This is a genomic window from Paraburkholderia sp. (assembly GCF_036488505.1).
GTDB lineage: Bacteria > Pseudomonadota > Gammaproteobacteria > Burkholderiales > Burkholderiaceae > Paraburkholderia.
In genome coordinates this window covers 1-3238 of the sequence record NZ_DASXHN010000366.1, presented here as the reverse complement: position 1 = coordinate 3238, position 3238 = coordinate 1, and the positions used below count along the sequence as shown (strand labels likewise).

Genomic DNA, 3238 nt, shown 5'->3' with positions numbered 1-3238 from the left:
CGGAATCGCCCAGGTTCGGCGGGCAACGGTGGATTTGGATGCTTGAGCGGCGCGGTGTCTTCGTCCGACGCTTCCTGCTTGCGTCCGAACACCATCGCGACGCGGCCTTCCGGCGTGAACTTGATCACCATGTCGGAGCCTTTGTCGGTGACCCAGATGTTGTCGTGGCGGTCGACCTTTACCGTATGCGCGAACGACCACGCATACAGGTTGTGGCCGATCTCGCGCACGAAGCGCCCGTCGGGCGCGAACTCGAGCAGTTGCGCGGCGGCCGCGCCATACGCGGGCCCCGTGCTATTACCGCGCGACAGCACGAAGATGTGCCCATGCGAATTGAGCGCGACCCCAGAGCACTCGCCGAAATACGTATCCTTCGGCAAACGCACGGGGTTCGCAATCGAGTCATAAGCGATCGACGGCACGGCTGGCGTGTCCGCCGCAAACGCGGATGGCATCGCGAGTCCGGCGGCGCTGCCGGCGATCAGGCTCATGAAAGTTCGCCGGCTCATCGCCCGATGTTCCGCGCTGCCGCAGCACGGGCAAAACGATCCATATTGCTCGTTCATTCGCTGTCTCCTTGGTCTGTCAAGTCACGGCTTGCCGACTTCCACCCGCAAAGTGCAAAAGCAATCGTAGTGCACAAAACGCTTAATAGCTAACGCGTGTTGCGATTACCGGGAAACGTCGACTTCGCTATGCGGATCAGGTCTGCGTACTTTGCTACTATGTAAAACCGCGACTGCTTTCAACCATCAAACAAGGAGATTCGAATGAGTAAAGGTTATTGGGTGACGTCCTACCGCAAGACGAATGATCCGCAGAAACTGGCCGCCTATGCGCAACTGGCCGGGCCGGCCGTGGCGGCGGCGGGCGGCAAGTTCATCGTGCGGGGCGTGGCGGACGAGGCGCGCGAGCAAGGCTTGAAGGAGCGCACCGTCGTGATCGAGTTTGCGACCTACGAGCAGGCTGTCGCCGCCTACGAGAGCGAAGCGTACAAGAAGGCACTCGCCGCATTGGGCGATGGCGTCGAGCGCGATCTGCGCATTGTGCGCGGCGCCGAATAATGCGCGGCTTTTGCGCGACGAAACACGAATGACCGACGCGCGTTGCGCGCGATGAAATGCGAAGTCTGCGCGGCATGGCCGGTATCGGCAGGTTCGATTGGTACCGAAGCTTTGCCGCGCAGACTACTCAACTTGCCCGGTTCACTTCACGGCTCCCAACGCGAGCCCCTTCACCATATAACGCTGCAACCACGCGAATACCACCGAAACTGGCAGCGTCGCGCACAGCGTCGCGGCCATCACCAGATGCCATTCGACCACGTACTTGCCGGCGACCATATCGGTCACCTGCACGGTGAGCGTCTTGTTCTCCGGTGAGCGGATCAGCGTATACACCACCGCGAACTCGTTCCACGCATTGATGAACGTGAAAATCGCAGTGACGACGATCGCCGGCACCGCGAGCGGCAAAAACACCTTGAACACGGCCCGCGTGCGGCTGCACCCTTCGAGCCACGCCGATTCTTCGAGATCCTGCGGCACGGTCTGAAAGTACGACGACAGCATCCATACCGCGAAAGCGATATTGAACGCCGCGTACGACACGATCACCCCGATCTTCGAATCGACCAGATTGCCGTCGCCCCACGGAATCATCGCGGCGAGCCGGAACAGACCGACCACCAGCAGGATCGGCGACAGCATCTGCGTGACCAGCAGAAACTGGCGATATAAGCCGCGTCCGCGAAACGGAAAGCGCGCGAGCGCATAGGCGGCGGGCAGGCTCACCGCGAGCGCGAGCAGCGTCGACAGCGTGCTGATGATCGCGCTGTTGCGCAGCGCAACGCCGAAATTGGCCGCGTCCCACATGTCGATGAAATTACGCCACTGCCAGTGCACCGGCAGCCAGCGCGCCGGATAAACGAAGATTTCGGAGGCCGGTTTCACCGCGGTGAAAAACATGACCGCGAACGGAAACAGCACGACGATCACGAGCGGCGACAGCGCGAGCCAGCACCACAGCGAACGCTTTGTCCTGGTACTAAGCGTCATGACGGCACTCCTTCTTTTGTGCGTTGCAGACGCAGATAGGCGATCGAGAAGACGAACAGCATGACCAGCATGATCAGCGAAACCGCCGCGGCTTCGCCGGGGCGTCCGAGTCGGAAGCCGAGTTCGTACAGATAGGTGACGAGGATATGCGTGCCGTTGTCGGGGCCGCCTTGCGTCATCACCCAGATGATCGGAAACGAGTTGAACACGTAAATCACGTTCAGCAGGATCGCCATGTTGATGAACGGGCGCAGCAGCGGCATCGTCAGTCGACGGAACTGCTGCCATGCGCTCGCGCCATCGATGCGGGCGGCCTCGTAGATATCGCCGGGCACCGACGACAGCCCGCCGAGAAAAATCGTCACCGTAAACGGAATCGACACGAGTATGCCGACCGCGATTTCGACCGGGAACGCAAGCTCGGGTGTCGCGAGCCAATGAATCGGGCCGCCGATCAAGCCGAGCCGCTGCAACGTCACGTTGACCATGCCATAGTCGTCGTTGAATGCCCAACGCCATACGACGGCGGTCATCGTCAGCGACACGGACCACGGCAGCATCACGATCGTGCGCGCGATGCCGCGGCCGTGAAAGTCCTGATTCAGAATCAGCGCGACAGGTACTGAAATCGCGACCGTGCCGCCCACCACGCACACGGTCCAGACGATCGTGCGGCGTACGGACGACAGAAACACCGGGTCCTGAAACACGTCGATAAAATTCTGCGCCCCGGTGAAATCACGAATCGCGCCGAAGCGCGACACGTCGTGCAGCGATTGCCACACGATGTTGAAAATCGGATAGCTGATGATGAACAGCGCGAGAACGAGGCTCGGCGCAATCAGCAACCAGGGCGTGTGCGGGCGCGAAGAAACGGAACGGCTCATGCGTGCTCGATCATAGGACGCGCCCGCTTTAAGCAGCGGGCGCGACGGGATGGGCCGGAGAGTGCATCAACGGGTGAAGCGGGTGCGGCAGGTGGCGGGTGAATCGCAACGCGTGCCGCCGTAGCGACGGCGGCGCGCATTCCGTGCTGGTAACCACCTTGAAACCATCAGGCAAAAAGCGGCGCAAGCAAGCGGCCAAAACCGCGTATCAGTGACCGAGCGACTTGTTCGCCTGCGCGGCCGCTGCGTTCAACGCGTCAGCTGGCTTCGCCTTGCCGAGGTAGATCGACTGCA

At 61.3% G+C, this 3238-nt stretch carries 3 protein-coding genes and 1 pseudogene; 1 reads left to right on the top strand and 3 read right to left on the bottom strand.

Features of this window, described 5'->3' with window-relative positions; genetic code table 11:
• Positions 1 to 566, bottom strand: a pseudogene (locus tag VGH68_RS21680) (6-bladed beta-propeller); the annotation flags it as partial.
• A 204-nt stretch (positions 567 to 770) separates the two neighbouring features.
• Here VGH68_RS21680 and VGH68_RS21675 point away from each other — a divergent pair.
• Positions 771 to 1064 carry a DUF1330 domain-containing protein gene (locus VGH68_RS21675; protein ID WP_331605758.1) on the top strand — a complete coding sequence of 98 codons (294 nt, stop codon included), beginning with the start codon at positions 771 to 773 and terminating at the stop codon, positions 1062 to 1064.
• A 141-nt stretch (positions 1065 to 1205) separates the two neighbouring features.
• On the opposite strand, the gene VGH68_RS21670 is transcribed toward VGH68_RS21675, so the two are convergent.
• Entirely contained in the window at positions 1206 to 2057 is an 852-nt protein-coding gene (locus VGH68_RS21670) for a carbohydrate ABC transporter permease (protein WP_331605757.1), read from the bottom strand.
• The gene (locus tag VGH68_RS21665) at positions 2054 to 2944 is read right to left on the bottom strand and encodes a sugar ABC transporter permease (protein ID WP_331605756.1); all 891 of its coding nucleotides are present in this window, start codon (positions 2942 to 2944) and stop codon (positions 2054 to 2056) included. Before VGH68_RS21665 ends, VGH68_RS21670 begins: the two co-directional genes overlap by 4 nt.
• Positions 2945 to 3238 lie beyond the last annotated feature (294 nt).